Origin of the sequence: Cytobacillus sp. OWB-43 (assembly GCF_034651445.1) — a bacterium.
In the GTDB taxonomy this organism is placed as follows: Bacteria; Bacillota; Bacilli; order Bacillales; family Cytobacillaceae; genus Cytobacillus; species Cytobacillus kochii.
On record NZ_JAYEFF010000001.1, the window covers coordinates 1338889 to 1363349 of the forward strand.

Here is a 24461-nt window from a genome sequence, read left to right on the forward strand (position 1 = left end):
GTTATCCTTTCTATTCTTTTACAATCCGCCCTTTAACTAGAAACAAATAAGATAATAGAGCTAAGATTTCTGCAATAGCAATAATAAATGCCATTGGCCATGAAGAAGATTCACCAGCTATTCCAACTAACGGAGCGGCCATACCACCAAGCAAGAACGTCATTAAGCCAATTAAGGCCGAAGCACTACCAGCATTTTCACCTTGTGAAGCCATTGCCAAGGAAAAAGTTGATGTATTAACTACTCCAACAGCAGAAACAACTAAAAATAACGGAATTAGAACACCCCAAATACCTAGATGGAAAATTTCACTTAGAAGTAATGTAACCCCTCCAACTAAAGCAATCATCAATCCACCTACTAATAAAATTCCCTCATGTATTCGCTCTGAAAGTTTTCCCGTTAATTGACTGCCTAAAATAATGCCAATTCCATTTATTGCAAAACAAACACTAAACATTTGCGGAGAAAGACCATAAATATTTTGCAATACAAAGGGAGATCCAGAAATATAAGCAAACATTGCAGCACCAACAAAACCTTGAGATAAAGCGTATCCCATAAATTTACGGTCTTTTACGATTTTTCCGAAACGGCTAAAGGAAACAAAAACGCCTCCATTTAACCTCTTCTCAACAGACAAACTTTCTTGTAATGAAAAGATAACCAGTAATAAGCTAAGAAACCCGATTAATGTTAAAACAAAAAATACTCCTCTCCAAGAGGTAATCGTTAATAGTTGGCCACCAAAAACGGGTGCTAAAATAGGGGCTGCCCCGTTTATTAAACTAAGTGTGGCAAAAAATTTAGTTAATTGTGTACCACTGTATAAATCTCGAACTACGGCTCTTGATATAACAATTCCTACAGCCCCGGCTAATCCCTGAATAAACCTTAATATGATGAATAATTCAATGTTTGGAGAGGCCATGCAGGCAACTGAAATGAGACAGTATAAAATAAGTCCAAATATTAACGGGCGCTTACGGCCAACCATATCACTAATTGGCCCGGCAAAAATTTGTCCTAAAGCTAAACCAACCATACATGCTGTTAAGCTTAATTGTGCATAGGATGCACTTGTTTGCAGATCATCTGCTAGATTAGGTAATGCCGGAAGATACATATCCAAGGATAATGGCCCAAAAGCAGATAACAATCCGAGAATAACTGCCAGCATGAGACGCTTACTTCTACTTTCCTCCTTATCGTTACTTAATTCACTCGTTTCGTGCATCACACATCCTTCTTTCCATCTTCTATACAATTTTAGAATATTGCTAATTTACCATAAAACCTTTAAAAAAACATCAGTCTTTTTTAAATAAATTCGTCAAGCGAAATAAATATTTTAAATTTATATTAAAGCTCAACAACTAAAGCCTCCGTTTGCTATTTTCTATTTAGTGCTAATCTCGGGCTATCTAAATGACAAGTAAACCCTCTTTTGCGAGGCGTTTCACATAATTTGTCTTTCAATGAAGCGTAAACTCATCATATTCTTTCTCAGTCTTAAAATTAACTGTCAAAACTAACATCTCACAAAAAAAAGAAGCATATCAATTGTTGATTTTGATTAAAAAAAGAAACGACCATAACCCTTATAAATTAAAGGGTTATGGTCGCTTAAACGATTTTCACATGTTGTATAGAAGCTAGAATGAGTTATTTTTTCATTTCTTCTTTTAAAACTTCTATTGCTTTTTTGATTTGAGTATCGTTCTCTAGAAGCTTTTCACGTAAAGCTTCCATTAGTTTCACGGTTGTTTCACCTTCAATGACTCCAGTTTCATCCAATTCATTATCCTTTTGGAATGCTTTCACTGCAGCTTCTGTCTCTTCATCAAAGAATCCATCATTTTTATCAAGCTCATATTCCAGTGCCTCTAACATCTGCTGTGCTGCCTTAATTTGACTTGATGATTCCGATTTTTTTAATGGTTTCTCAGGATTAATATAAGGCAAGGAAGCATATTCAGGCAAGGAAACTTCATAATCAGGCTCAATACCTTTTTCATGAATCCAATTTGCATCTGGCGTTAACCATTTTTCTGTTGTAAATTTCATATTTGAGCCGTCAGTAAAATCTTGAGCACGTTGTACAGTTCCTTTACCAAATGACTTTTTACCGACTAGACTTACATCAGCTGATTCATGAACGGCAGCTGCTAATATCTCAGAAGCACTAGCACTACCTTCATCAATAACTACTACTAGAGGCGTCTCCATTTGCTTGCCATTAGGAGCTTGCACGGCCTCCCTATTCCCATTACGATCTTCAATTTGGAATAAAATTTCGCCTTCAGGTACAAACAAGCTCGAAATTTCAATTGCTTGATCTAATAATCCGCCAGGGTTTTGTCTTAAATCTAAAACTAGACCCTTCATCCCTTTTTCCTCTAAATCATTTAATACATCAACGAGTTCTTGCGCTGTATTTTCAGAAAAAGAAGTGATCTGAACTTTGGCGATATCATCTTCTAACATTTCGCCATATACCGTTTCAAGAGGAATTGTATCTCTCGTAATTGTTACATTCATCGGTTCACTGTTACCACCACGAGCAATTTCCAGTTCTACTTTGGAACCTTTTTCGCCTCTTATTAATAGGACAGCTTCTGAAGAACTCATTCCTTGCAAGCTCTTGCCATCAACAGAGACAATTTGGTCATTTGGTTGTAGACCAGCATCTTCTGCAGGTGAACCTTTTAATGGTGAAACAATGACAATTTGTCCGTCTTGTTCTGTAATTTCAGCGCCAATTCCTTCAAAAGAAGAGGAGATGCTTTGATGGAAATTAGCAGCTTCATCTTCATTCATATAATCAGAATATGGATCATCTAGAGAATCTAGCATCCCATTGATAGCTCCATTAATTAATTCACCCGAATCAATTTCTTGGAAATAATTTTCGTTCAAGGAATCATAGGCTTTATATAACTTTGAAAATTCACTTCTTTCATTCGTTCCTACATTTACGGCCTTCTCATCACCGAAAGACAATGCTAATGTGGTGATTCCAGCTGTAACAAAAACGAGGATGAATACAAGCATAATAAACGGGAATAACTTCATTTTTATTAGCTTAGGCTTATCCTTTACTTCCTGTTTTTCTTCATCATTATTTACTTCATTAGACAACCCTTTCACCACTTTCATCACTGTAAGCTGTGATGCTTACTCAAGTTTAAGATTCTTTATTGGCGTTATCGGTATCAATAACTGTACTACTGTAATGAAAATTATATCTTATTTCTTTGGAAAAGAGGAAGATTTTTCTTATGTATTCCTTTCATCTCAAGAATTCAAGCTTCTTTTATTATGTATCGATTAAATGGGGAAAGTCTTCTTCTACAAAGTGAATCTCATTTGTTCACTTCTAATTTCCCCAAACCCCACATAATCATTACATAAATGATGAAAGGAGAATGAATGCATGATTCCTGGTATATTACTATGGTGCTGTTTTGCTTTATCTATTATCTTTCTTATCTCAGGAATATTTAATCATTCTTATGTTCAAGCATTATTAAGTTTCGTTTTATTCCTGCCATTGAGTTGTTATTTATTTCGTATTGATCATTTTTTTCAATACTTTTTTCTTTTCCCTATTATTCCATTAATCGCTTTTTGGTACATTTTTATGAAGAAGCGTACTTAAATTTCTTTTACAGACTCAAAGTATTCTTCTAATGTTAGATCTTTCTCAAAAATGACTTTCGCTGCTTCTTTTCCAACATAGCGAAAATGCCAAGGTTCAAATTTGTATCCTGTTATTTCTTCTTTACCTTTTGGATAACGTAAAATAAAGCCGTACTTATGTGCATTCTCTTTTAGCCATTTACCTTCTGTTGTATCTTCGTAATCTTGAGTTAACGTGTAATCGACTGAAGGACTTGAAATATCCATCGCTAATCCTGTTTGATGTTCACTACTTCCAGGTAGAGCAACTGCTTCTGAAGCTTTTTCCTCACCTACGCTATTTACCTCTGCTTGGAAAACTGCTTCCTGCCGATCATATGAACGATACCCCGAAACAGCAAATAACGCTATTTTTTCTTTTTTAGCTGCAGAGAATAATTCTTCTAATGCATCTGCGGCTTCTTTTCTAAGGTAACTTTTTTCAATATCTTGATCTCCGAAAGAATATTCAACATCTGCACGAACAAGATCTTCAGGAGCATAATCTGCCGGTAAAGCAAAGTCTTTATTCACCATTACCATCAAGTTTGTTGGGTTTGCTATTGTTGGTTTTCCATCCACATCTTCAATTTGATTAAAAAATTGAGAAGCTAATGTTAGGTCATCTTCATTTTGTTCATCTTGTTCGGGAGGTTGTTCAGTTGGATTGTTTTCTGTTTCTTGCTGATTGTCCTCTTCTTTTTCTACAGGCTCATCTACTGAAGTTGGTTCCGAATTAGATAGAAAAGGTATTTTTTCTAAATAAGGATCTAATTGACTGCAGCCTCCAAGAAAAAGAGCAACTGTAACTGTTCCTGCAAGTACTTTCTTCATTACTTTTCCCCTATTCTCTTTCTTTATGTCAACGTCTATCATAACACTTTATATAATAAATTGCGAAAGAAGAGAAAGGCATAGTCTATGAACCTTACTATTAGTGATTCTACCAATAACAAATGAGAAGAGGACCACTTAAAGTAGCTACAGAACCACTAGAGAAACGAGGGAAATAACAATTCTTAGAAAAGATGTCTTCATAAAATACTTCCCTTCATACGGATGTACATCTGCTTTAACTTTTACCTTAAGGCAAAAGAAAAGCGAGTGACTATGAAAAAATAATCACTCGCTAACATGTACGATTTATGAAATTGCTGCTTCTAATGCTACTTCAATCATTTCGTTAAAAGTCGTTTGTCTTTCTTCGGATGTAGTTTCTTCACCAGTAATAATATGATCACTCACTGTAAGGACAGAAAGAGCTTTTCTTGCATGCTTAGCTGCTAACGTATAAAGTGCTGCTGTTTCCATTTCGATAGCAAGAATTTGGTACTGTGCCCATTTTTCATGTTCAGCATTATCATTGTAGAACATATCAGCTGTAAAAACATTCCCAACCTTCAATTCCAACCCTTTACTTACCCCACTATCATAAGCTTTGCGCAATAGATCGAAATCAGCTGCAGGTGCATAATCAACTCCACCAAAAGTTAAACGATTCATTTGTGAGTCCGTGGAAGCAGTCATCGCAAGGATCACATCTCTTACTTTTACATCTTTTTGGATGGCTCCGCATGTACCAACACGGATCAAGTTTTTTACATTATAACTATTAATCAGTTCGTTCACATAAATAGAAAGGGAAGGAACGCCCATTCCAGTACCTTGAACAGATATTCTTTTACCTTTATAAGTGCCTGTATAACCAAACATATTGCGGACTTCATTATAGCACTTTACATCTTCTAAAAAGTTTTCTGCAATATATTTTGCCCTTAATGGATCACCTGGTAGTAAAACTGTTTCTGCAATTTCATGTTCTTTTGCTCCAATATGTACACTCATCATATTCCTCCATCTATTAATCGTTCATTATCTAAAATATAGCATAGGATGAGTGATGATGGAAATGAAAAGGGGAAGCTAAGTTTTTCACTACATACCATTCATATAGATAAATATGAACAAACATTTTATTACCTAACCATTATTCGGTTCACTAAGGCCCAACCACCCGACTTTAATTGATAATAATATTGCCCCCTTCTCCCTTCATCAATATATAAAATATCTCCCGTTGATAAAAACCTCCCTTGGAAATCAAACGGCATGCGATCAAGGACATTAAATTGCTTAAATACAGTTGATAAACATTCTTCATGATTTGCACCTTCAATAAGTGTTCGATAAACTTCTCGATAGCCCCGAGTTTCTCTATATTTTGGAGTTTGAAAAATGGTAACATCATATTCTTTTGTTCTTGGTTTTACAAAAGTCTTGATCATATATACCCCTCCAATAAATGATTATTTTAAACAATATATTAGCTTTTTCTACGTTTATTTCCTTCAAAGAAATTCGCCTATTTTTGTCGATTAAAGAGAAATTTTATTATGAAAACGCTTACAATTTTATTTTTCTTTCATAAACTAGTATTAAACATAGTGGTGGTACAAAAGGGAGGGATAATTTGAAACGAGAGAAGATTCACTTCCATAAATTCTTTTTGTTGTTTGTTTGTATTTCCATCATATGCAGCTCATTACATTGGGTATTCCCATACAAAAACTATACAAAAATTGCACATCGTGGAGACGTTGCTTCAGCACCTGAAAATACAATGGCCGCCTTTCATTCTGCGCTAAACAATGGTTTTGATGTTATCGAATTAGATATCCATTTAAGTAAAGATAAAAAAATTGTCGTCATACATGATTCATCTGTTAACCGGACCACAAATGGTGAAGGTTTAGTGAGAAATATGTCAGTATCAGAGTTACAAAAACTCAATGCGGGCGGTTGGTACAGTCAACGTTTTTCTGAAGAGAAAATTCCATTATTACAAGAAGTGTTAGATGAGTTTGCTGGAAAGATCGTTCTGTTAATAGAAATAAAACCTGGCACAGAAACTCCAGAAATTGTAGATCAATTGGCAACTCTGCTAAAACAAACTGTAAATGCTGGTGTCCCTGAAAAAATGTTACAAATCCAATCCTTTCATATTGATACATTACAGCAATTTACACAACGCGCTCCTGACTTTCCCATTGGCCTTGTCTTAACCGCGCCTATTAATCTTATTCAAATGTATACGTATAAGACAGAAATTAGTTTTTTATCGATTCATTATACGAATTTAACACATTCATTCATTCAACAAGCACAACATTATGGATATACGATCTATGCCTGGACGATAGTTACCCCATCACAGTTCAAGCAAATGCAATTATTAGGTGTAGATGGAATTATTTCGAATAGCTTGGAGCGGAGAGAAGAGAATAGATATTATGCATTTCTACAATCATTTATAGAAGGTCATAAACTATTAGAAAGATTCTTTGTATAAATATAAAAACCCAATCAACTATAGCTCCATAAAGGAACATGAATAGTTGGTTGGGTTTTTGTTTATCTTGTTTCTTACTCTTCCGAATCAAAACTTACATCTTCATCGATAATACACTTTTTGATTAAGTATTCAAATGTAATATCAGCTAATTCATCTACTTCTTGCTCTACAGGAACGAACCCTCTTTTAGTCAACTCATGAAAGAAAAATTCAGCAATTTCTTCAGTATCAATAAAAACTTCAATTTCCTTCATATGCGACTCCCCCTTTGTACAAATTGTATGTGACACATTAATGAAACATGCAACATTTCAATAGAAAAATATTTTTTTATTCTTTTGTCATTAAATCTAGTAAAAGTACATAAATATTTTCTATCACTAGTTTTGAAAGGTTGATTAGATGGAAAAATTCACAGCAGTCTGCGATCGTTTTGTAGAAGATATAAATAATGAAGAAGGAAAATGTCTACAACTATTTGATCGATTATTACATTTTTTATTCATCGCTGTTTTACTAGTAGGCATTCCTGTCATGTCAGTGGCAATTATTCAACTGTTTCATCTTTTGTAAGATTAACTTTTTTTACTTTTGTTGTGATGGTTTCTAGCTTTTTCAAGATGATTTTCATTGCTTTTTTATATTCTTCATCTTGAAAAAAGTTGTACAAAAAAGAATAGTCATTATATATGTCTAGCAAACCATCTATGATTTGTTTCTCTTCGTTAGTACGATCCATTAGATTTGAATCAACATCTTGATAACAAACATCCTCAGAATTCTTTATTTCGTTCAATGCTTGTTGGTTAATAAGAAACAACATCCCTAATTTTTCTATAAATTCGTCAGCCTGTTCGGCATCAGATAATAAGGAAAGTTCCTCTTCACCAGCCTCAAGCCACTCTCCGTCAGATATTCGAGATAACTCATAAATGACGTCTTCCCATGCATCTTCTTTATAACGCCAAATCTCGGTACGGAAGCCGACTACTTTAAAAATCTCAGTACCATATCCTTTCACTTGGACAAGGTCCCCAAAAAAGTATTGGTACTCAATATCTACATGCTCCTTATCACTTACATCTCCTTCAAACTCTGAAAGAGGCTGTAAACTTGACTCCAAATAGAGACCATCACTTTTATTCACTTCATAAACATACATACCATCAAGCCATTTTACATCTGTTACTTTCCCTACCGTTCCATAAATTGTAATCACGACTGTATCACCAACTTCATATTTCGGTTTTTTACGATTAACCATTGCCCTCATCCTTTCCAATATAGTCGTGACTTTTAATTAAGATAGTATATGCATGAAAAAGCATTTTCGCTCGTATACAGGGCCGTCCAAATTTTTTTAGGGCCATCTTCATCATATGTTTATTTACGCAAAAAAACTGAATAAGATTTTACCTCACTCAGCTTTTTTATTCTTTATCTATTTTGAATTGCACTACTACCTATTTGTTATCTACTTCAAGTTTATAAGCTTATCATCATTTATATTTTTCTTATCTTTTGTTTTCTCATCGTCTAGGGAAACAAAAGAAGATTATACTGTTTTGATTAAAGCCTTCATAACTATTTACTCTCTTCACAAGTGATGAACAGTCTTTCACCTCATATATAGAAAAGAATCACCACTTTCCCGTTGAGCATAAAACTTTATTTGTTTATCTTCAAGTAATTGTAATATAGAGATATAGCTTAGCTCTTTTGCAAACTTCTTTGTCCATCCTGCTTTTGCTGCCGTATCTCTGATGGGTCCTTTCATACCGACAAAGTATATAGAAATCCCCTTTTCATGTTTTAATTGTTCTATCATTTCTTCTAAGGATTTAAAAGAGTGTGCATCTATATCATTTACTCCTGAAAAATCAACAATGACTAATTTAGCATTAGGTTTTATCAATATAAGCTCATTTAATTTATGCTCTAAATATGAAATATTTGAAAAATGTATAGAAGAGTCTATTCGTGCAATAATCAAATCATCTCGCGTTTTTGCATTTGGAAATCGTTTTATATCTCGAAATACTTTCTCCTTTTCTAAATATCCCATTTCTATGAGCCTAGGTCTAGATATCTTAATTAATAAAAGGCTGAAATTAAAAACAACCCCAATAACTATTCCCCATTGAATGCCAATAACTAATGTCGCAGTAAAAGTAACTAACCAGCTCCAACCATCAATTGCCTTTATATTAAACCATTTCCTTATTTGCTTGAAATCTATTAGTTTATAGACCGCTACGATGATTACTGCAGCTAATACTGCATTAGGCAGATAATAAAAATAAGTAGTAAAAAATTGGAGGGCAATTATAACAAGTACGCTTGTAAATATGGATACCATTTGTGTAACTCCACCACTTTGATAGTTTACTGCACTCCTTGAAAAACTACCATTAATTGGTAATATTTGAAAAAAGGACCCTAAAAAATTGGCAAATCCTAAAGCGGTTAGCTCTCGATTAGGATTTATTTTATAACCTTCTTTTTCTGCAATTGTTTTTCCTATAGAAAGTGACTCCATAAACCCTAATAGCGCAATGGTAAGTGCAGGAAGGATTAATTGCCTAACTGCATCTAGCGTAATTGTTGGAAAAACCGGAATAGGCAAGCCACTTGGTACCCCTCTGACAATTTGAACACCTCGTTCATGTAAATCAAAGGCATAGACACTTATAATGGAAAAAACAATTAATAGTAACGCACCCGGAATTCTAGTATTTATTCTTTTTAGTACAAGTAAAAATACAATGCTGCATCCCCCAATCAAAAGTGTTAAAAAATGAATCTTCGGAATCGCATTGATTAAATCCATAAATATTAGGTGTATTTGTAAGTAAGTTCCTAATGTTATTCCCAATAAATGCTTTAATTGACTTAATCCAATAATTATGGCAGCAGCAGAGGTGTAGCCTCCCAAAACCGACGGAGAAATATAGTTTACAATCATCCCCATTTTCAACACAGCTAAGAGAAGTTGAAAAATCCCAACCATCAAAGCTAAAAAGATTACAAGAGTGATATATTCATAGGTGCCCGGTTTTTCAAGTAAAGATACACCTGAAAAAACCAATAATGAGGTTATAGCAGTTGGCCCAACGGATAAATGCCTAGAAGAAGCAAATAATGCATATATGATTAATGGTAAGGTTGATGCATATAGACCCATTATTAGTGGAAGTCCCGCTAACATCGCATAAGCCATTCCTTGGGGGACCAGCATGACAAAAAGAGTGATTCCTGAAATGAAATCTTTTTTTAGTGTTTGTAATTTGTATGATCTAATCAAAGTGAAAGGATTATATTTTTTATCTAACATATCAACCTATCCTTTTTGAGCTTTCTATACATGAGATTAGAGAGATTACCTTGGTACTGCCTAAGATAAGAAATAGGGCATTTCTGCCCTATCCATTAAGGAGTTACAATATTAATAAACTGATCAAAATGATCGAGTAGGTTTAAAAATTCATCCAATTTTGTTTGGTCTCCAAATAATTTTAGTTTGTTTGAAGTAACAGCTTCCCTTGGGTCAAGGATTCCATTTACAATCGCATAAAATGTTGCCTTATTACTAATGAATGAAAGATCTGGATTATCATCTAGTTTATTTCTCTTATTTAATACACAATTTTCGAGATAAATGGTGTATTTCTCCTCTACATCTGATAGAGAAACATTCATGATCATTTTTTTATCTGCTGCTTTCGGACCATTTAATCTTACAGAAAGTAATTTAAAGAATTCATCAAACGGCATTTTAAGCATCATTCCCGAATGACCTTTTGCTATTGCTCCCTTCTTCCTAGTCCCATTTCTTAGTTCTGACGCACCGATAAGATAAGCGTTACGCCAATTAGCTGATTCGGCCTGATATCCTAATTGTTCAAAGGTGTCTGCTAATAACTCTTTTGCTTCCTTATTGTCCGGTTCTGCCATCACTACATGTTTTAATACTTGAGCAACCCAACGATATTGCCCGTTTTCAAAATCTGCTTTCGCTTGTTTGACCACATGAGCAGAGCCACCCATGTAACTTACATATTTTTGACCTGATTCAACTTGGGGAAGTGGATCCAAATCAGAAGGATGGCCACTATAATATCCTAGATAGAAATTATAAATCCCTTTAGAATTATGCTTTAAAGTACCATAGTATCCTCGATTACCCCAATATTGGTCCAACGTCTCAGGTAGCTTGAGCTCTTCTGCTATTTCTTCCATTGTATACCCGTGATTGGCTAGACGAACGGTTTGATCATGGATATATTTGTAAAGGTCACGTTGTAATACTAAATGTTCTAAAGCTTGCTCTTTTCCCCATACTGGCCAGGCATGTGCCATGACTAAAGCATCAATCTCTTTACTCATAGTAAGATCAATGGTTTTATCGATTGCCTTCACCCATTCTAGCGTATCGCGAGTTTTTGCCCCTCTAATCGTATAAATTTGATGCATTGTTTTATTAACATTTTCTGATACAAATAATACTTTGTAATCCTGAATATAAAAGTGCATTTCTGCTGGTGCTTCAGTATTTGGTGTTAACAGGAATTCGAAATTAATACCATCTATTGTTAATTGCTCAATCTCTTCTTTTATTTCTCTATTAGGCATTTCAAAACCATTACCTGAGTGGAAAACAGTTCCGATGCCTGCGGATAAAAACCCTTTTTCTCCCACTGGTAACCCTATACCAAACTGATAGGATGCACGCCTAGACATTATTGGACCTAATAGGACATTTTCACTGAACATCTCTTGTGTAAAATGTTCAGGGACAATAATTGGAATTGTGGATGTCTCAGCATATTGAAGAATTGAATGTGTACCCCCAAAATGATCAGCATGGCTTTGGCTGATGATAATTGCAGTAACTGGCCTTTTAGGTCGATAACTAAAATATAATTCAATTGCCGCATCTGCAGCAGAATTACTAGATGAAGTATCAATGACAATGACTCCGCTTTTCCCTTCAACAAAAATCACGGTAGCTAACGAAAGTCCGCGAACTTGATACACACCTTCTACGACTTTATAAAGACCTGATTTTGCCTGTAATTGTACATTTCTCCACAAGCTTGGATTTACAGTTTCAGGAGATGGCTGATTTTGGATATTTAAATTTTTTATCCTATTTTCATACGGAGCAATTAGACCCCTATCTGCATCTTCATAATCTTGCTTGTTTTCAAAATTTAGAGATTCAAAAAAATCCTTGTTAGCTTTTTTTGTCACAGTAGTAGCATTCTTTGGGAGCTTGGATAAATGACTTGTCGGAACAGTACCTGACATTTAATATACCTCCTAGATTAAGAGATGAGATAGGATTTCTCATACTTTTTAATTTATTTGTCTTTCTTTATCTTTCCAGAAGTCCTTTTTCAATTCTTTTTTATCAATTTTTCCTATTTGAGTTAATGGTAAATTTTCTTTAAAATAGACTTTTTTAGGTACCATATAACTAGATGTCCGCGCTTTACAGAACTCAATAATTTCTTCATCGGAACACTTCAGCCCATCACGTAAAACAACAAAAACTGTTACTAGTTCGCCCCAATCTGGGTCCGGTACGCCAATACATGCACTCATAACAACTGCAGGATGTTGATTAACAACTTTTTCAACTTCAACAGAATAGACGTTCATTCCACCTGAGATGATCATATCTTTCTTTCTATCAACGATATACAAAAAACCTTCTTCATCGAATTGTCCAATATCTCCTGTATGAAACCAGCCATCTTTGATTGCTTCTAATGTTAAATCGGGCCTTTTATAATAGCCTTCCATTAAGTACGGTGATTTTAAAATCACTTCTCCCTTTTCGTATGCTTTAACATCTTGACCTTCCTCGTCTATTATTCGAATCTCGGTCATTAAACAAGGTTTTCCACAACTCTGGAGAAACTTAGCACCTGTCTCTAATGCCCGTACGTGATCGAATTTGTGCATTCTTGTGATAAGAACGTTCGCTTCAGTTGCTCCATATTGCTGCACAAATACCGGTCCAAACAGCTCCATCGCTTCTTTTAATCTTTCGGAAGAAATTGGCGAAGAACCGTAGTGAATGCTTCGTAAAGAACTAACATCAAATTTCACCTTTTTCACTTTGTCGATGATTCTGTAAATGATAGTTGGCACCGTGAATGTAACTGTAATCTTTTTTTCTTGCACCGTCTTTAAAAATGTATCGGGCTTAAAAGTATCAATATAAATATGCGCTCCACCAGCTAACGCCCGTAGCATTAAACTTCCCGCTGAATGCTGAAGCGGGGTTGTTAATAACACTTTATCGCGATCATCCATTGGAAACTCTATGAAGCTCGCAATAAGTGCAGCAGCTTTTCCTCCTTGAGAGTGCATAACACCTTTTGGCCTGCCTGTTGTCCCCCCGGTATAGGAAATCATAGAGATATCCTCAGGTAACATGTCTGGGAATGACGACACATTTTCGACCTTTTGAACCTCTTGTCTGCTTACCGTAGTAAATTCTTCAGGGTATTTTAGATTAAAACCCGCCAATCCCAGTACTTTTACGGATTGATGTTGCTCTTTTTTATCATTTACATATTTCAATACTGTTTTCATATGCATTTCCGTTGCCATAATGACAAAATCCGTATCAGAATCATTTAAAATAAAGTCAACTTCACGAACGCCTAACTTAACACCCATTGGAATTGAAGTTGCACCGCAGCGAGCAACAGCTTGGCTAAATAGAACGAATTCTATACTATTTGGAATGAGATAAGCAACGTGCGACCCTTTTTTTACACCTAAATGAACTAAAAAACTGGCAATTTTGTCTATTTCTTTCCGTAATTCACGGTAGGTTAAGGTTTCATTTGTTGACATGAATGTTACTGCAGGATGCTCTTCAAATCGTTTTAATGCTTTATTCATATAACCTTGAATAGTCTCTATACTCATCAGAATCACCTATCCTTTATTTTATTTTTACTTTGTCTGTAACAATTCTTTCGCAATTGTATTTCTCTGAATTTCAGAAGTACCAGTTAAAATTCTAAACATTCTTACCGTACGATACATTTGTTCAATTGGATGGCCCTTCAAAAGCCCCTGGCCGCCGAAGATTTGCACGGCTTTGTCCAACACACGTCCAGCCACTTCAGATGTAAACAGTTTTACCATTGAGGCAGTTGCTCGATTATCTTCCCCACTCTCGATTCTGTCGATAGCATCGTACACCATACACCTTGCAGCATAAATCTCTGTCGCCATATCCGCTAGCATATGTTGAATAGCTTGAAACTCACCGATTGACTGTCCGAACTGCTTTCGTTCATTTGCTCTTTCAATCGATAAATCTAATGCTCTTTGAGCCACCCCAATATATGTAACCCCCCAAATGGCTCGATTTTGACTGATCCTTTTTATTCCAAGTAAAAATCCTTTCCCTGATGCTCCAAGAATATTTTCAGAAGGTACTCGACAATTATTAAAAATCAGTTCCCCTGTTCCACGTTCTCCTGAAATGGGAATTTGTGTCTCACCTAATTCATAACCCGGTTTTTCATTTGTTTTTTTATCAACTAAAAAGGCCGTTATGCCAACAAATTTTTCTTCAACGACTTCTTTGCAGATTACAATAGCAAAATCTGAATATGGTGCTGCACTAATAAAGTGCTTGATACCATTTAAAATGTATCCATCTCCATCTTTTACGGCAGTCGTTTGGATTGCTCTTGCATCTGAACCTGCTCCTGGCTCGGTTAGAGCGAAACAGCAACTCGTTTCCCCTCTAATTAATGGATTAACATACTTCTCAATCTGTTCTTTTGTGAATGATTCAAGCATCTGCCCGATTCTAAGGACACCGCCTTTTTCACCTAAAACAAATCCCCATAGAGCAGACCCTGACCGAGCTAGTTCTTCTTTTAGCAAACATAACTCTTTTAAACTTACATTTTGACCACCATATTCGTGTGGTAGAGTAATCCCATAAAAACCTAATTCAATGGCTCTATTTCTCACCCATTGAATAGCTTCGTTCGGAATGACCTCTTCCGTCTTAATATTCATTGCTTTTTCATATGGTAGTAGCTCATTATAAATAAAGTCACGCATTTTAGTAAGTAATTCTTGTGATTCACTCGTTATCACCATATATACTCCCTCCTGATTATGTGTAGACATCTATATACATCTTATATAAAACCAAACGATGACGATTCCTTATCCTATTTACATGTTTTTAGTGGAAGAATCTTTTTCTGTTTTATTTTTCCTTATATGTGGAAGTACTAGAACGATAGCTGTTGCTATTAGGAAAAATAGTGAGATCGGGCTTTTAAAGAATACGGTTAAATCACCTGTGGCAGTCAAGATTGCTTTCCTAAGATTATCCTCAAGCATTGGTCCTAATATAAATGCAAAAAAGAACGGTGCTAACGGGAAATTCGTTTTTCTAAAAAAATAACCTAGCAGTCCAAAAATGATCATAAGCCAGATATCAAAAAAACTATAATTAATCATATAAACACCAATAAAACAAAATGCAGCAATAAATGGAACTAGGAACAGTTCAATTTTTTGGATTAAAAAGGCAAAGGCAGGCACAAAAGCAACGTTTAATATTAACAGCAATACATTTGCAATGAAAAAGCCTGCAAATGATGCCCACACGATGGTTGAAGAATTTTCAAATAAAAGCGGCCCAGGCTGTAAGCCAACCATAAGGAGTCCCCCCATCAATATGGCTGCAGAAGCGGAACCAGGGATACCTAAAGCAAATGTAGGAATAAGTGCACCACCTACTGACGCATTATTGGAAGCTTCTGGACCACTCAATCCAGCAGGGGCACCTTTTCCAAATTCCTCAGGTTTCTTCGACAACTTTTTCTCGACAGTATAAGACAAAAACGTGGATAGAAGACCACCGGGTCCTGGCAAAACCCCTACGATAAATCCGATAATTGATCCTCTTATCATCGAACCCGTGTTACTAACAACCTCACTTACTTTTGGAAATAAAGAGGAGAATTTTATATCTGTCTTCATCCCTCTTGTAGTTACTTTCTCTTCAAGCCTAAACAGTACTTCTGAAATACCAAAAAGCCCAATACCGATGACAGCGATATTCATTCCATCCCATAATTCCACAAAGCCAAAAGTTAAACGTTCCTCACCTGTAACCATATCTGTTCCGATAGTTGATAGTAACAGACCTAACAATGTAGCGATAATTGGTTTTAATGGATTTTTCTGCGTTAACCCACAAGCTACAATCAACGTAAATAAGATGAGTGAGAAATATTCCGTGGGTCCAAACATGAGTGCATATCTAGCAAGGATGGTGGTTAAAAATACCATACCTGCAAACCCAAAAACGCCCCCAACAAATGAAGCAATCGCACTTAATGTTAAGGCATACCCGGCTTTTCCTTTTCTCGCCAATGGGTAACCATCGAATGTTGTCACAATGGCGCCACCATCTCCAGGTACGTTGATTAAAATTGAACTAATCCGTCCCCCATACATCGATCCTAAATAAATACTCATTAATAAAATTAAAGAACTTAACTGGTCCATCTTAAACGTTAAAGGTAACAGAAGGGCCATGCCGGTAATAGGACCCAAGCCAGGTAATGCACCGATGATTGTGCCTAAAGTTACACCAATTACACACCAGAGCATTGCTTCTGGACTTGAAAGCATCGTTGTAAATCCAGTTAATAATTCCGATAACAAAATCTCACCCCCAGAAATGAATTATTTTTCATCCAAAAATACCCAATGGTAGCGGACTATCTAACCACAATTCAAAAATCAAATACATCAAAATCAAAACAACAATGGTAAAGGTAAACGCTTTAAACCAAGGTATTTTCTGCACAAATGCTAAAATGGTGAACATAAACACCCCTATACTTGCTAGCATGCCAATGAAGTGTGATAATCCAATCGTCACTGCAAGAAAGAGGATAATGAAAACTTGTTGAAATCGGATTTTTTTATCGACTTCTTCTTCTGACTCTTTTTTCTTTAATCTCATTATCTGCATAAGGTGGAAGCAAAGAAGCAGGAATAATAATATGGAAATGATTCGTGGAAAAAAGCCTGCTCCAACCGCACCCAGATTAGTCGAATATACTTGTAAACCAAACGACATGATGAGAAAAACAATACTAATAAACAGTAAAAACAATCCAAAATAGCGCTCAACGAACATACGAAACCTCCTTTCGAGAAATGAAATTTAATAATTACAAGAAAATTATTTTTCTAAATCTTCCAAATATTTTTTAAACTCTATTCCTTCTTCTTCAATTAATTTTGTATATTCTTCCGTATTTAGATAATAAGGAGACAAACCACGGTTCTTTAAAAATGTTTTCCAGGTATCTGTTTCTGTCATTTCCTCTAGGTTTTCTGCCCAATAATTAACAACCTCAGCTGAAACGTCCCCACCTGTCCAAATTCCTGTATATCGATGGAAAGCAACTTCCACTCCCGATTCCTTTAAAGTCGGGACATCTGGTAAATCTTTAGAACGTTCTTCTGAAAGGACAGCTAACACTCGCACTTCACCTGTTTTGATATAGTCATTAATTAATGGAAGTACACCTAAGGTTGTATCAATTTGGCCACCGAGTACAGCCGTCAAGCCTTCAGAAGCCCCTTCCATTGGAACGAAGTTTAATTTATCAATACCTGCACCTTGTTTGATTAGATCCCATTTAAAGGCTTCACCCCCATCAATTGGACCGAGTGTACCAATAGTTACATCTTTCTCCGATTTTAATGAACTTAACAACTCCTCTATCGTTTCATATGGGGAGTCTTTATGGACATAGATAAATAGTTCACTAGTAGCCAGGGAAGCAATAGGTTGGAAATCAGAAAACTTTAAACTAAGTCTTGGGTCCCAACCTGGACCATATTCAGGAATCACTATTAACTTGTAAGGATCACTATTTTGCCTCGCTAATTCTTCACTTGCAATACGACCTCCAGCACCTGTTTTATTAGTGACGACAAAAGATTGTTTTATTATCTCTGCATCATTTAAAATTTGTGCCGTTGTACGCATAATTAGGTCTTGACCACCACCAGGAGCAAAACCAACAAGTGCATCAATAGATTTATTAGGATAATTCTCTGGTAAGCCTTCATTTTCTTCTTTTGCTTTTTCAGACGAAGATGCAACATCTGATGAATTACACGCGGATAAAACTAGCATTACTAATGTAACTAGCAAAACAACAACGAATGAACGCGCTTTCATTTTTTTCATATTAAAATATTCCCCCCTAATTTTAAATTTATTTTTTATCAGTAAATTGATAACATCTCTAAAGTCGGCTTATCATTATTATCTTTACTGTTACTTCTAATAGTGAATTGATAACAGTCTGTATTTAGATACATGAGCCCTGCTACAAGAGGAGAAGCATCTTTATAGTAAAATACTCGGCTTAATGTCATTAGAGGCTGGTTATTAGGGACGTTTAGCCTATTTGCTATTTCCTTCGAAACAGGACGTACCCCTATTGAACATCTTATTTCCTCAAGACCCAGCAGAGAATTATCTTGGCTTGTTTTTAACAATGTACTTAATGGTTGGTGCTCCACTTCATCGATCATCTTTTCTGTAAAAACTAATTCAGGGGATAAATAGGTAATGTTAAAAGCGATCGGCATATCTTTCAAATAAAATATTCGGTATATTGTACGTATTTTAGTATCCATCGAGCATTCTAGTGCTTCGGCAATATTTTTTGGTATCTCTTCTTCGCCGTATTTGACTAACTTTATTTTCACGTTTAGACCTTGACCTGTTAAAGTTTCATAAAATCCTCTAAAGTTTTGCACGTCTAATACATCGTTCATAATGTCCGTTTGAATGATTGGAAATTTAACATACATACCTTTTCCTTGTTGAATGATAATTAGGTCTTCTTCCAATAAAAGTTTTATTGATTTTCGAACCGTTAATCTGCTTACCCCATATTCTTCTGTTAATTCATGTTCACTAGGTAATCTCTGTCCTGGCTCAAAGATGTTATTCTCAATCTTCCTTTGAAGGTCTTGAGCAATTTGTTTATATAAAGGTATATAACTTTCACGATTAATAGTCATCATAACTCTCCTCACATATATACATGTATATAGATGTTATATATAAACTTAAAAAAATTTTTTTCAGGAAAACTATTGGGATAAGCTCTTTAATAAGTCTCATTTCACCCTTAGTTTAAATTCCCAACTTCTTTTGGTTTAGAAACTTCAAACTCCACCATACATTTATACATGTATGTAGACGTTATATAACAAGTTAAAAAAATACTGATATATTCGCCCTTATGATTAAGGTATGGCAAACGGGCGTATAAACACCAAGCTATTCCTACAGCTTTTTCTAAATATATCTCTTTTCTATTACCCCTCCTAACGAAGATTTGGGCGTATGCCTAGCTTATTAACTAACATTTTATTAAAACTATTTGTAATTGTCAATTTATTCTTAATATTATATTTCCATTATTATAGGCAATTCATTAAATAAACATGTCATTCACTTCATATGAAGATTATGGTCCTTGATCCTATCAAAGATATTATGTTACTAGCTAGGGAGTATAAAACACGGCGGTCATACCCAAGTCAATTATAAATAAAAAGCACCTTTAGGTAGATCTTTTACGTATCTACTCTATAAGGTACTTTTAAATTTACTTCCTACTCTCTTATATAAAACGTAAGTCTACACCATATTAATAGAATCATAGGCGAAGAAATTGAGTAACACTAAGCATTTATCCCTTATGATTATATAGTTCCCACGCTTCATCAAAGACAGTCATCGTTGCTAAATAAGATCCGTTTAACTCAAGGTAAGAACTGATTTCTTGATAGTTCTTAGACATTTTAGGAAAACTATGATCAAGGTAAGCATCGTTTGCAAAAATACTTATTTCATCCTTTGGTTCAGGATGGCGGTAGGTCATTAAAAAATGATAAAAAGATTTTGCCATCGTACCAACTTCCTTTAATCCGTTTTTCTACATCATGAAGGAAAGTTAATAACAAATCAAGCATTAGGTTAATCTAAATGAGAGAAATCAAAATAATTTCTCTTAAGCAATCGTGGTCTAGCCATCAATTCAGCAAAAGAAATCTCCTTATCTATTGTTTTCGTATCAATTAAAAAAAGTTGATCTTCAATTTCTTTAACTTGTTCATCAGGTTGATATTCCATATCACAGTCTTGGCACAAAATAGATGGTGTTTGGGTAATTTCTATTGCTCTCGTGCCATCTGGGAGCTCCCAAAACACACTGGCTTTTGTCTCTTCAATATGCTTACTATCACACCATGTACAATGGCTATGCATTGTTATCACCTCACTCATTAGAAGCTGCCGTTTCCGACTCTGACCTTTTCTTTTGTTCTGCTTGGTATTTCTTTTCTTTTAACTCGTCACGTTTTTCCCTACGATTCTTCAAATTACTATGAGATGGATCATGGTCATAATTATCACGACGATTTAATCTTGATAGTCCTTCTGGGACAAGATTAAATGCTTCATCATTCAATAGGCCCGCAATACCTACTTTTGATTTCATATCTTCCATATCTCCATATACACCTTGGAAATAATCATCAGCTTTACCTGCGACATAGTTTTCAGGCTCTGGATAAGTCGTAATTACTCCCTCAAAGTTTCTTAAGACTACTTTATCAGCACTTTGTGAGATCAAGTAATTCGGCTGAAGAGAAATTTTCCCTCCTCCTCCTGGCGCATCGACCACAAAGGTTGGCACAGCATATCCTGAAGTATGACCTCGCAAGCCTTCAATAATCTCTAACCCTTTTGAAACAGGTGCACGGAAATGGCCAATCCCTTCAGATAAGTCACACTGATAAATATAATACGGCCTTACCCTAATCTTAACTAAGTCATGCATCAGTTTCTTCATAATTGCTACACTATCATTGATTCCTGCCAAAATAACTGATTGATTACCTACTGGCACACCAGCATTTGCTAACATTTCACAAGCCTTTTTCGATTCTTCAGTAATTTCAATCGATGTATTAAAATGGGTATTTAACCAGACTGGATGATACTTTTTCAAAATATTACATAGATTCTCCGTGATTCTTTGCGGGAATACGACAGGTGCTCTTGTACCAATTCTAATAATTTCCACGTGATCAATTTCTCGCAAGCTTTTTAAAATATACTCAAGTATTTTATCGTTGATTAATAGACCATCTCCTCCAGATATGAGGACATCACGAACTTCAGGTGTGTTTCTAATATACTCAATTGCATCATCTAATTGTTTCTTCGGCACACCCATGCCAATTTGACCGGAAAACCTTCTCCTTGTACAATAACGGCAATACATAGAACATTGATTAGTTACTAAGAAGAGGACACGATCTGGATAACGATGAGTCAATCCAGCAACAGGCGAATCCTCGTCCTCATGAAGTGGATCTTCCAAATCATATTTGGTTTTATGAATTTCTTCTGAAATGGGTACAGATTGCATGCGAATCGGACAGCGTGGATCATCTTGACTCATAAGTGAGGCATAATAAGGTGTAATATTCAATGGAATGGTTTTCGTTGATATTTTAACCCCTTCTTCTTCTTCAGGCGTTAAATCAATAACCTTTTTTAAATCATCTAACGTTCTTATCGTATTGGTTAGTTGCCATAACCAATCGTTCCATTTTTCCTCAGGTACGTCTTTCCAAAGTTCGATATCCTTCCAATGCCTTTTTGGCTTATACAAAAACTGTTTCACATGATTTCCCCCTTCAAAGTAGTCGTCAATTTTATTATGCAAAAGCCATGCCAACTATTTCATTCTAAGAATAAGATATGCGAACACCTACACAGTGGATACAAATGGAGGGAACAGCTAATAGAAGGGCTCTTAACAAATGGTGATCATAAAAAAAATGCCGATTATTCGGCACTTTAAGAAGAACATTTATTATGTCAAAGCTTAGTCATCCCCTATCATTCTTTAGCACCTGATATCACTTCAAGCCTTTGTAGTTTATATTGAAGCGTTTGCCTTGGAATTTGTAACAATTTAGCTGCTTTTAATATATTTCCCTCTGTCTGGTTGATGGCTTCCTCTATTAATTGGTTCTCCAATTTGGCTAAAGCGGGACGCAGGGCAAAGTCAGTTTGTTTAGTAGAGTCCTTCTTTTCTTTTACATATTGTTTAAGCATTAGAGGGAGGTCTTGAATAGTCAGGGTTGATCCATTACACACATTCATCATATATTCAATCGTATGCTTAAGTTCCCTGACATTTCCTGGCCATTTGTACTTGAAAAAAAACTGCTGTACTTGTGGGTGTAGACCTGTAATATTTTTTAAAAATTGCTCGTTATATTGCTTAATGAAATGTTCAGTTAAGAAAACAATGTCTTTTTTCCTTTCTCTTAAAGGTAATAATTCAAACGTGAGTACATTTAAACGATAGAATAAGTCTGCTCGTATTTTCCCTTCTGCCAGGGCAATTTGAGGGTGAATATTCATTGCCGCAATGACGCGAAAGTTCACATATGTGTTTGTTGTGCTTCCTAGTCTCCTCACTTGACCATCTTCTAACACACGTAATAGCTTCGCTTGTAGCTCTATAGGCATCGCATGAATCTCATCTAAAAATAATGTGCCCCCATCAGCCAACTCGAATAATCCTGGCCGATCCATGGCACCAGTATAGCTTCCTTTCGTTGTCCCGAATAAGACACTTTCTAATAAAGATTCTGGAATAGCAGCACAGTTTTGTGCAATAAAGGGAGCATTTGCCGAGAGTGATGCATCATGTATTCCTTGAACAAATAATTCCTTTCCGCTTCCACTTTCCCCAATTACAAGCATCGGTGACTGTGAACGGGCTAGTTTTTTTGCTTCGTTTTTTACCGCTATCATTTTCTCATCTTTTGTTAATAAGCTATCAAGGGTATATTTGGTTGCATGTGAATGACTTGTTGCTGTTTTTCTTTTGCTTTTTACTTTTGATCTTAAATCAATCAAACTATCATTCAGTTCTTTAATTCGCGAATAATCTTTCGCAATTTCAACCGCACCAGCAACTTTCCCATCAAGCTCGATCGGTAAAGTAGTATTGACGGTCTCAATCTGTTTTCCATATAAGTTCACATAACTTTGCTGTTCATTGATCATTGGTTGCTGAGTTTGCATGACATTAAACAATGTGCTCGTATTTTTGTTTAACGAGGGAAAAACGTCTAAAAGTGGTCTTCCTAACACTTCTTCTATTTTTAAACCATCATGTTTGGCCGCTATCTCATTGTAGTAGATCGTATAGCCATATTGATCAACAACATGAATCCCTTCGTCTATGCTATTTAAAATTGCAGATAAGACCTCTTTAGAAATACCGTACTCGCTTGTCAATCTCATTCCCCCTCTATTCCATAAATACAGATGAGGTGCCGAAAATTTGTCATACACTGCCAACTTTTGGGCAAATTATTTTAAAATCGTTGTTGATAAATCTTTTACCCAAACATTCATATCCTCGAGTTTATTAAAAATATAACAATTCTTTCCTAACCTTCCACGATAGACGTAGTCTAATTGGTGTAGGGCTGCGTTCATACCAAAAGATAAAGAACGAGCAATCGAATAAGCACAAAAGATTCCATCATTTGCAAGTTCCTTCTCTAATCTCTGTAATAACACTTTCATTAGTCCATGCTTACGATGTTCCACTAAAGTAGCACAATCCGTTAGCTCTGCGTTTTTATACTCATTATTTACTTCTGCTGAAGCAGCGCTTACAATTTCATCTGCATAAACATAACCAAAATAAATCGTACCATCATTCATTGTTTTCTTAATATACTCGGGGTCATGAAGAGGCGTTGGATATACTTCAAATATAGCCCGATAAAGTGTAGCCAACCCTTTGGCATCATTTTCTGTCATTCTTCTTAATTGATAGTCTGCGGGTGGGATATTTATTTGAAACTCCTTTGACAATTTAGAAACATTTTCAACAATCTCATCTTCTTTTATCCAGTCATCACTTCTTCTTCTTTCTGTTTGATAATACTTACAGAAAAAGAATAAATCAGACCCAAGAAAATAGCGATTTATGGTAGCTTCACATAGAAAACCATTCTGTATCAGCGTTTCAAAATCCTCCTTTCTTGCTTTAATTATTACCTTTTCAATCTCATGTTCATCGGAAACTTCAGTTATTTTTTTTATAATTGCGCACATATCACCACGATAATCATCAATCCTTATTCGTTTATTATAGAAATCCTTTACAACGTCCATTACGTAATGATTTGTACACAGTTTTTCCTGTATAATTTCAACCATTTTTCGCCCTCCATTATAGAAAAAGCCCGGCTATCGCCGAGCCTTCATATTCTGTCA

The 24461-nt window shown here is 35.4% G+C and carries 22 protein-coding genes; 2 read left to right on the forward strand and 20 right to left on the reverse strand.

The annotated features are described in order from the left end of the window. Positions 1 to 10: 10 nt before the first annotated feature. The 5 genes from U9M49_RS06490 to U9M49_RS06510 form a co-directional block, all read right to left on the reverse strand. A complete protein-coding gene (locus U9M49_RS06490; protein ID WP_095372903.1) occupies positions 11 to 1237 on the reverse strand; it encodes a multidrug effflux MFS transporter in 1227 nt (408 codons plus the stop codon). Between the two features lie 428 nt (positions 1238 to 1665). Next, complete coding sequence (locus tag U9M49_RS06495; protein WP_095372902.1) at positions 1666 to 3159, reverse strand: S41 family peptidase; 1494 nt, start codon at positions 3157 to 3159, stop codon at positions 1666 to 1668. 498 nt (positions 3160 to 3657) lie between these two features. Further along, a complete protein-coding gene (locus tag U9M49_RS06500) occupies positions 3658 to 4515 on the reverse strand; it encodes a M15 family metallopeptidase (RefSeq protein WP_095372900.1) in 858 nt (285 codons plus the stop codon). A 309-nt stretch (positions 4516 to 4824) separates the two neighbouring features. Continuing rightward, positions 4825 to 5526, reverse strand: coding sequence for a purine-nucleoside phosphorylase (gene deoD / locus U9M49_RS06505; RefSeq protein ID WP_095372899.1), 702 nt, complete (start codon positions 5524 to 5526; stop codon positions 4825 to 4827). Positions 5527 to 5657: 131 nt separating this feature from the next. Next, positions 5658 to 5966 carry a YodL domain-containing protein gene (locus tag U9M49_RS06510; protein WP_095372898.1) on the reverse strand — a complete coding sequence of 103 codons (309 nt, stop codon included), beginning with the start codon at positions 5964 to 5966 and terminating at the stop codon, positions 5658 to 5660. Positions 5967 to 6151: 185 nt separating this feature from the next. Between U9M49_RS06510 and U9M49_RS06515 the strand changes: the two genes are divergently transcribed. Further along, positions 6152 to 7030: a glycerophosphodiester phosphodiesterase gene (locus tag U9M49_RS06515; protein WP_095372897.1), complete on the forward strand. Its 879-nt coding sequence runs from the start codon at positions 6152 to 6154 to the stop codon at positions 7028 to 7030. A gap of 74 nt (positions 7031 to 7104) precedes the next feature. On the opposite strand, the gene U9M49_RS06520 is transcribed toward U9M49_RS06515, so the two are convergent. Beyond that, the gene (locus U9M49_RS06520) at positions 7105 to 7287 is read right to left on the reverse strand and encodes a YozD family protein (RefSeq protein ID WP_095372896.1); all 183 of its coding nucleotides are present in this window, start codon (positions 7285 to 7287) and stop codon (positions 7105 to 7107) included. A gap of 148 nt (positions 7288 to 7435) precedes the next feature. Between U9M49_RS06520 and U9M49_RS06525 the strand changes: the two genes are divergently transcribed. Next, positions 7436 to 7606 (forward strand): hypothetical protein, encoded by a 171-nt coding sequence (locus U9M49_RS06525; RefSeq protein WP_157733954.1) that lies wholly within the window; start codon positions 7436 to 7438, stop codon positions 7604 to 7606. Here U9M49_RS06525 and U9M49_RS06530 read toward each other — a convergent pair. The 14 genes from U9M49_RS06530 to ablB form a co-directional block, all read right to left on the reverse strand. Next, the gene (locus tag U9M49_RS06530) at positions 7581 to 8297 is read right to left on the reverse strand and encodes a hypothetical protein (RefSeq protein WP_095372895.1); all 717 of its coding nucleotides are present in this window, start codon (positions 8295 to 8297) and stop codon (positions 7581 to 7583) included. The genes U9M49_RS06525 and U9M49_RS06530 overlap by 26 nt on opposite strands. A 354-nt stretch (positions 8298 to 8651) precedes the next feature. Beyond that, positions 8652 to 10367 carry a SulP family inorganic anion transporter gene (locus U9M49_RS06535; protein ID WP_322909518.1) on the reverse strand — a complete coding sequence of 572 codons (1716 nt, stop codon included), beginning with the start codon at positions 10365 to 10367 and terminating at the stop codon, positions 8652 to 8654. A 95-nt stretch (positions 10368 to 10462) separates the two neighbouring features. Next, positions 10463 to 12343, reverse strand: coding sequence for an alkyl/aryl-sulfatase (locus tag U9M49_RS06540; protein ID WP_322909519.1), 1881 nt, complete (start codon positions 12341 to 12343; stop codon positions 10463 to 10465). Positions 12344 to 12391: 48 nt separating this feature from the next. After that, entirely contained in the window at positions 12392 to 13981 is a 1590-nt protein-coding gene (locus tag U9M49_RS06545; RefSeq protein ID WP_322909520.1) for a class I adenylate-forming enzyme family protein, read from the reverse strand. A gap of 27 nt (positions 13982 to 14008) precedes the next feature. After that, on the reverse strand, positions 14009 to 15178 hold the full coding sequence (locus tag U9M49_RS06550) for an acyl-CoA dehydrogenase family protein (protein WP_322909521.1): 1170 nt from the start codon (positions 15176 to 15178) through the stop codon (positions 14009 to 14011). 78 nt (positions 15179 to 15256) lie between these two features. Further along, on the reverse strand, positions 15257 to 16762 hold the full coding sequence (locus U9M49_RS06555; RefSeq protein ID WP_095372890.1) for a tripartite tricarboxylate transporter permease: 1506 nt from the start codon (positions 16760 to 16762) through the stop codon (positions 15257 to 15259). Positions 16763 to 16790: 28 nt separating this feature from the next. Next, a complete protein-coding gene (locus tag U9M49_RS06560; RefSeq protein ID WP_307313261.1) occupies positions 16791 to 17243 on the reverse strand; it encodes a tripartite tricarboxylate transporter TctB family protein in 453 nt (150 codons plus the stop codon). Between the two features lie 45 nt (positions 17244 to 17288). Next, positions 17289 to 18308: a tripartite tricarboxylate transporter substrate binding protein gene (locus U9M49_RS06565; RefSeq protein ID WP_322909522.1), complete on the reverse strand. Its 1020-nt coding sequence runs from the start codon at positions 18306 to 18308 to the stop codon at positions 17289 to 17291. 38 nt (positions 18309 to 18346) lie between these two features. Continuing rightward, positions 18347 to 19153 carry a GntR family transcriptional regulator gene (locus U9M49_RS06570; protein WP_180316956.1) on the reverse strand — a complete coding sequence of 269 codons (807 nt, stop codon included), beginning with the start codon at positions 19151 to 19153 and terminating at the stop codon, positions 18347 to 18349. Positions 19154 to 19830: 677 nt separating this feature from the next. Next, on the reverse strand, positions 19831 to 20049 hold the full coding sequence (locus U9M49_RS06575; protein WP_095372886.1) for a YozE family protein: 219 nt from the start codon (positions 20047 to 20049) through the stop codon (positions 19831 to 19833). 68 nt (positions 20050 to 20117) lie between these two features. Beyond that, on the reverse strand, positions 20118 to 20408 hold the full coding sequence (locus U9M49_RS06580) for a YokU family protein (protein WP_095372885.1): 291 nt from the start codon (positions 20406 to 20408) through the stop codon (positions 20118 to 20120). A 10-nt stretch (positions 20409 to 20418) separates the two neighbouring features. Beyond that, the gene (gene ablA, locus U9M49_RS06585) at positions 20419 to 21834 is read right to left on the reverse strand and encodes a lysine 2,3-aminomutase (RefSeq protein ID WP_095372884.1); all 1416 of its coding nucleotides are present in this window, start codon (positions 21832 to 21834) and stop codon (positions 20419 to 20421) included. A 218-nt stretch (positions 21835 to 22052) separates the two neighbouring features. After that, positions 22053 to 23468 (reverse strand): sigma-54 interaction domain-containing protein, encoded by a 1416-nt coding sequence (locus tag U9M49_RS06590; RefSeq protein WP_322909523.1) that lies wholly within the window; start codon positions 23466 to 23468, stop codon positions 22053 to 22055. A 75-nt stretch (positions 23469 to 23543) separates the two neighbouring features. Beyond that, positions 23544 to 24404 carry a putative beta-lysine N-acetyltransferase gene (gene ablB / locus U9M49_RS06595; protein WP_322909524.1) on the reverse strand — a complete coding sequence of 287 codons (861 nt, stop codon included), beginning with the start codon at positions 24402 to 24404 and terminating at the stop codon, positions 23544 to 23546. Between the last annotated feature and the right edge of the window lie 57 nt (positions 24405 to 24461).

Excerpts from the sequence above, each read along its gene's own strand:
- U9M49_RS06490 (WP_095372903.1), bottom strand. The coding sequence starts at position 1,237 with ATGCACGAAACGAGTGAATTAAGTAACGATAAGGAGGAAAGTAGAAGT.
- U9M49_RS06495 (WP_095372902.1), bottom strand. The coding sequence starts at position 3,159 with ATGAAAGTGGTGAAAGGGTTGTCTAATGAAGTAAATAATGATGAAGAA.
- U9M49_RS06500 (WP_095372900.1), bottom strand. The coding sequence starts at position 4,515 with ATGAAGAAAGTACTTGCAGGAACAGTTACAGTTGCTCTTTTTCTTGGA.
- deoD (WP_095372899.1), bottom strand. The coding sequence starts at position 5,526 with ATGAGTGTACATATTGGAGCAAAAGAACATGAAATTGCAGAAACAGTT.
- U9M49_RS06510 (WP_095372898.1), bottom strand. The coding sequence starts at position 5,966 with ATGATCAAGACTTTTGTAAAACCAAGAACAAAAGAATATGATGTTACC.
- U9M49_RS06520 (WP_095372896.1), bottom strand. The coding sequence starts at position 7,287 with ATGAAGGAAATTGAAGTTTTTATTGATACTGAAGAAATTGCTGAATTT.
- U9M49_RS06525 (WP_157733954.1), top strand. The coding sequence starts at position 7,436 with ATGGAAAAATTCACAGCAGTCTGCGATCGTTTTGTAGAAGATATAAAT.
- U9M49_RS06530 (WP_095372895.1), bottom strand. The coding sequence starts at position 8,297 with ATGGTTAATCGTAAAAAACCGAAATATGAAGTTGGTGATACAGTCGTG.
- U9M49_RS06535 (WP_322909518.1), bottom strand. The coding sequence starts at position 10,367 with ATGTTAGATAAAAAATATAATCCTTTCACTTTGATTAGATCATACAAA.
- U9M49_RS06540 (WP_322909519.1), bottom strand. The coding sequence starts at position 12,343 with ATGTCAGGTACTGTTCCGACAAGTCATTTATCCAAGCTCCCAAAGAAT.
- U9M49_RS06545 (WP_322909520.1), bottom strand. The coding sequence starts at position 13,981 with ATGAGTATAGAGACTATTCAAGGTTATATGAATAAAGCATTAAAACGA.
- U9M49_RS06550 (WP_322909521.1), bottom strand. The coding sequence starts at position 15,178 with ATGGTGATAACGAGTGAATCACAAGAATTACTTACTAAAATGCGTGAC.
- U9M49_RS06560 (WP_307313261.1), bottom strand. The coding sequence starts at position 17,243 with ATGTTCGTTGAGCGCTATTTTGGATTGTTTTTACTGTTTATTAGTATT.
- U9M49_RS06565 (WP_322909522.1), bottom strand. The coding sequence starts at position 18,308 with ATGAAAAAAATGAAAGCGCGTTCATTCGTTGTTGTTTTGCTAGTTACA.
- U9M49_RS06570 (WP_180316956.1), bottom strand. The coding sequence starts at position 19,153 with ATGACTATTAATCGTGAAAGTTATATACCTTTATATAAACAAATTGCT.
- U9M49_RS06575 (WP_095372886.1), bottom strand. The coding sequence starts at position 20,049 with ATGGCAAAATCTTTTTATCATTTTTTAATGACCTACCGCCATCCTGAA.
- U9M49_RS06580 (WP_095372885.1), bottom strand. The coding sequence starts at position 20,408 with ATGCATAGCCATTGTACATGGTGTGATAGTAAGCATATTGAAGAGACA.
- ablB (WP_322909524.1), bottom strand. The coding sequence starts at position 24,404 with ATGGTTGAAATTATACAGGAAAAACTGTGTACAAATCATTACGTAATG.